Raw genomic sequence first — 4,628 nt, 5'->3', positions numbered from 1 at the left:
AAGCCCGGCTCCCACAGGGGTTCTGCGTCCTACAGGGCCGTTGCGGTGAATCAGGGCCACGCTTATAGTTCGCCCCGTCGCCGATATTGAACGGCGATAGGGTTTCGCAGCCCTTCAGAGTTAAAACCACAACCGTCAAAGCAGCCCCGGTATTCTTGCCGACGGCCGTCTTCGTTATGGCGGTTGTGCGTGGGAGACCTTCGGGTCTGCCGGGTCTTAACTCCTCGGTCTGCGAACCCGCGCACAACTGCCACCCTAATTTGTTTCGCAGCAAACGGTGGCCATTCTTCTCTTGAGTTAAGGATTTGCCATGAAGAACCAACTACCACCTCGCCGCTTTTACCCCTGCACCGAAAACGCTACCGACAACCCTGTCCTTTTGATCGACAGCAACGCCCCACTGCCGGACCTCCACGCCTGCCTGCGCGAACGCCTCAACGCCGCCCTTGAACACCTCAACCTGATGGCCTGCACTTTGGCGAGCGCGATCTGAACAATGTGACGAACACGGCGCGCATTCTGGTGCAGGACGTCAGTGATGTGTTTCGCGTGATCGAACATCGTGGTTTCGTTACACACAGCGCAGCCTGATCAAATCTCGGCCACAAAAAAGCCCGCATCACTGCGGGCTTCTTTTTAAGCACCGAGGACTTAGTTCACCTTAGCGTTCAACTCACCTTTCAAATACCGCTGGTACATCGCTTCCAACGAGATCGGCTTGATCTTTGTTCTTATAAAGGGGACAGATTTATTTGTGCAGCTCCCACAGGGGTTCTGCGTCATACCACGCTTATAGTTTGCCCCGTCGCCGGCGTTGAACGGCGATAGGGTTTCGCAGCCCTAATGATACGTGTGTAACCAAGCATCATGAATACAACGATGAGCGCTTCGGCGCTCGTCGTCTGTTTAACGTTGCCAATACCGCACGCATTCTGGTGCAGGACGTTAGCGATCTGTTCCGGGTGATTGAGCACCGAGGTTTCGATACCCCTAAAGTCGCCTGATCAAATCTCGCCCACAAGAGAGCCCGCCTGGCTACGGGCCCTTTAATCTTCACCGATTAAATATTGAGCTCAACCTGCCATCCCTTCACCGCTTAAATAGATCTGTCCCCGTAATCACTCAAATAGGAGTAAAAAAATATAAAACTATATCTAAATAATATAAAAAACTGTCGACATTGACAGCTTACATGCTAGATAAAACCGAAAATAATCATATCTCAACAACCCGTAAAGGCATAAAAAAGAGAGCTCAATATGAATTTTAACTTGATGACTATATTTCTGCCTCCATGAATAACAAGGAGGAGATTTCGAAATAGTTGCAATAAACGCAATAGCTAAAGCCTATATATCATAGGAGCCGAATGGTGATAACACCGTAGCTGATCGCGGAAAAATTGACGTCATTCATGTACTTTAACCACCAAAAATCTCAGGCTTTATGCACGCGAAATCGAACTCTCAAATTACTACTTTGCATTCAGCCGCACATAACTCAGTCCGCAAAAAGCAGAGGGCATCATTGTGAATATTAACCCAACAGCACCGCCAGCACCTTTACCTCTACCTTTATCAGCGTCCACTATGCTTTTTCTCGCATACAAAACTGCATATACCGGGCCTATCCAGGTTGCCGTTCGCCCCCGAATCATAATGACTGCGAGACGGGATATATTTGACTTTGAATTTTATTTTCCAACTTGCATAAGAGCAGATTATTCCATGGACATTAGGCTTCGTAACATCGCCACGAACACAACCACTGTGTTGTCTACCGTCCCGTTGACCGATCGTATCGTTTATGAAGACATGGAGCACCAGGGAGGCAGGCACATAATAAAAAATTATGATATGCGCACAACACAATTTTCTCCCGGAAACTACGCCTTTAGTTTTGTACTACGCAACCAACTGGGTGCACCCAGGGCGGTGTCACTCACGAGTAACTATACGATATCTTAGTACGATATACGTTAGCCCTCAGGAAGACGATAACGAAATGGAAGGCTCCAAAATAACCATTTTCTTAAACTTACAGAGGACTCGCTGCCCAAGACAGACCATTGATCTCTCGCCCTCAAGGTCAACATATTTCACAACGCTCTCTCAATTGAAACCGTATTAAACTAACCACCTCCAACGACTAGCGGGTCAATAAATACTCAAGAGGAAATCAATCATGAACACTATAACACCGACGAGCCCACTCCCTCCCCCCTCCCTACAACGCCCTCGACTTCTCTGTTTCCATTGCTCAGAACTCCATATCCGGGTGTGGCCATCGTAGCTCTAAGGCCAATAATCACGATAAGCGGAGGGAACTGGATTTTGGCCAGCTTATATTTGCCTCGTTGCGTCAGAGCGGATGACACTGTCCAACTCAGGGTTAGAAATATCGCTACTAATCTAATGACACTCCTGCCGATAAGAACAATAACCGGTCTAATGCTATTCCAAATCATGGATTCTAACCAAGGAATACTCAATTTGGAATTTGATTTAACATCCACTCCAATTCTACCCGGCACCCACGATATCTCATTTATAGAACGTAACGCAGCCGGCGCGACTGTTAGCATCTCATTCTCGCAACGTTATGTCGCTACATGAGACGGCGTGTGGAGGGATTAAATGTCAAACAAAAACAGAAACTTGCATCGCGCGCTCGGCCCGAGATCTGATCGACATCAACGTGCCAAGCGCAGCAGCTAAAAAACCAACTCCGAAAACAATATAACAACAGAAGTTTAAATCGCAAAAAAGAACAATCAGCTGTCAATCTTGACAGGTTTCATACGCTCTCTTTCGAGCGATAATTAAATTCCATACATTAAAGAGGACTTCACAATGGACATCCTAGCATTATTGGAAAAAGACGACGCAATAACCTTACTCATGACAGACATGCAAGAAAAAGAAGCTACCTTTCGAGGCTACGACTTTGATAGTGGTGCCATGATCGTAGAGGTTAATAATGAAATGGAAGCGATTGAATTCGACGACATAAAATCCGTCGAACTTCCAGAAGCAATTAAAAGTTTTTCTATGATCAATACCAAGCTAGCGCTCTCGAAAGAAACGATCGCCAGGTGGCGGGATTCCAATCGCACTAAAAAAGTTGAGGCTTGTGTAATAAATTCCCCCATTGGCAATGGGGTATTAGAAGCGAACACGAGACACCCTTTTGACGCTGTCAAGTAACCTTGATGCACATAGCCGATAGCAGGCGATGGCGATACTTACCCTTCAAGTGAAGTGTTCTGTTGCGAATGCCAGGGAGGGAACATCAAATATGACTAATCCGATCAACCCAGAACGCAATAATTCCCCTTAAGCATTTTCTCACTTCTAAGTGAAATAAAAGCCCGCATCACTGCGGGCTTCTTTTTAAACACCTAAGGATCAATTCACCTTCGTAAAGGGGACCGCGTAAAAGGGGACAGATTTATTTATAGCGTAAAAGGGGACAGATTTATTTATTGAATTGACTGACACATCTCAGCTACTCGTCTCACAGCTTTTCCGCATATCAACCCAATTTAATCGCTATTTAACTACCCCGGATTTATTTGGTTTCAGTTAAACGCTGTCACTAAGAGAGTCGAAGCCCCGCGGCTGCTATTCTTTCGTCTTTCTACTCGGATGTAGGAACTACATTATGCCCCGGATGGCACGATTGGTACTGCCTAATTCCCCGCACCACGTGGTTCAGCGGGGCCATAACAAGCAAGTCGTTTTTGCAGACACGGCTGATTTCAAACGCTATCTCGCGAATCTGCGGGAATTGAAAACTGCGTTCGCAGTGAAAGTTTACGCCTTTTGTTTGATGACCAATCATGTTCACCTTTTGCTAGATCCAGGTGAAGACCCAACCGCACTCGCAAAGCTGATGAAGGCGCTGGCTGCACGCACAACACGCTACCGGAATCGACTGGAAGGTCGCTCGGGAACACTTTGGGAAAGTCGATACAGGTCAAGTATAGTTCAGAGCGATACCTATCTGCTTGCCTGCATCCGGTATATAGAACTCAACCCCGTTCGCGCCTATATGGTTGAACATCCGGGTAATTACCCTTGGTCGAGTTTCAGCGTTCGGTTCAACACCATAAACGGAGGCGACTGGCTGGATGAGGCGCCTTGCTTTATGGAAGAGCACCTAGATCCTCACGAAAAACGAGCGCGGTATGTTTCTCTTATTGAACAAGGCATTCCAACATCTGAGATCCAACTGATTCGAAATGCGTTGCAAAGAGGACAGTTAACGGGCAACTCCGTTTTCACAGATGACATTGAAAAAATTACAGGCCTACGAATAGCGAACCGTGGGCAAGGCAGGCCCGCGAAAGCATGGGCAGATCTTTAAATAAATCTGTCCCCATAAAATTCACGGTTTGGTGAAAAAAATTGCGCAGCAGACGACTTTATTCGCCTTGTCGAACCTGTGGATGGTGCGAAAACGGTTGCTGAGTGCAGAAGAGGTTAGCCTGTAATGCGGGCTGCAATGGGGCATGGTGGTAACAGACTAATAACACTTCAAAAGATCAAACCAAAACGCAGGCGGAAAATACACTTTAACCGTATAAATACGAGCTTGTTTTAAACCTTTGTTACTTGGTTTAGGGG

General features: G+C 46.7%; 2 protein-coding genes and 4 pseudogenes. 5 read left to right on the top strand and 1 reads right to left on the bottom strand.

The features are described from left to right. The first annotated feature begins 310 nt into the window (after window positions 1-310). Window positions 311-591 (top strand): annotated as a pseudogene (locus HX812_RS31320) (fructose-bisphosphate aldolase). A 60-nt stretch (window positions 592-651) separates the two neighbouring features. On the opposite strand, the pseudogene HX812_RS31315 reads toward HX812_RS31320, so the two are convergent. Beyond that, window positions 652-729, bottom strand: a pseudogene (locus tag HX812_RS31315) (fructose-bisphosphate aldolase); the annotation flags it as partial. 158 nt (window positions 730-887) lie between these two features. On the opposite strand from HX812_RS31315, the pseudogene HX812_RS32230 reads away from it, so the two are divergent. The 4 genes and pseudogenes from HX812_RS32230 to HX812_RS31300 all read left to right on the top strand — a co-directional run. Beyond that, window positions 888-1,004: pseudogene (locus HX812_RS32230) on the top strand (fructose-bisphosphate aldolase); the annotation flags it as partial. Window positions 1,005-2,852: 1,848 nt separating this feature from the next. Further along, a complete protein-coding gene (locus HX812_RS31310) occupies window positions 2,853-3,206 on the top strand; it encodes a hypothetical protein (protein ID WP_038850225.1) in 354 nt (117 codons plus the stop codon). A 457-nt stretch (window positions 3,207-3,663) separates the two neighbouring features. Next, complete coding sequence (locus tag HX812_RS31305; RefSeq protein WP_038850224.1) at window positions 3,664-4,368, top strand: transposase; 705 nt, start codon at window positions 3,664-3,666, stop codon at window positions 4,366-4,368. A 16-nt stretch (window positions 4,369-4,384) separates the two neighbouring features. Continuing rightward, window positions 4,385-4,495: pseudogene (locus HX812_RS31300) on the top strand (IS5/IS1182 family transposase); the annotation flags it as partial. Window positions 4,496-4,628 lie beyond the last annotated feature (133 nt).

It is taken from the genome of Pseudomonas sp. IPO3749 (assembly GCF_013386605.1).
GTDB lineage: Bacteria > Pseudomonadota > Gammaproteobacteria > Pseudomonadales > Pseudomonadaceae > Aquipseudomonas > Aquipseudomonas azotoformans_A.
This window is presented reverse-complemented; position numbering and strand designations above follow the sequence as displayed.

Coding starts and splice junctions, on each gene's coding strand:
- HX812_RS31305 (WP_038850224.1), top strand. CDS start 3,664: ATGCCCCGGATGGCACGATTGGTACTGCCTAATTCCCCGCACCACGTG.
- HX812_RS31310 (WP_038850225.1), top strand. CDS start 2,853: ATGGACATCCTAGCATTATTGGAAAAAGACGACGCAATAACCTTACTC.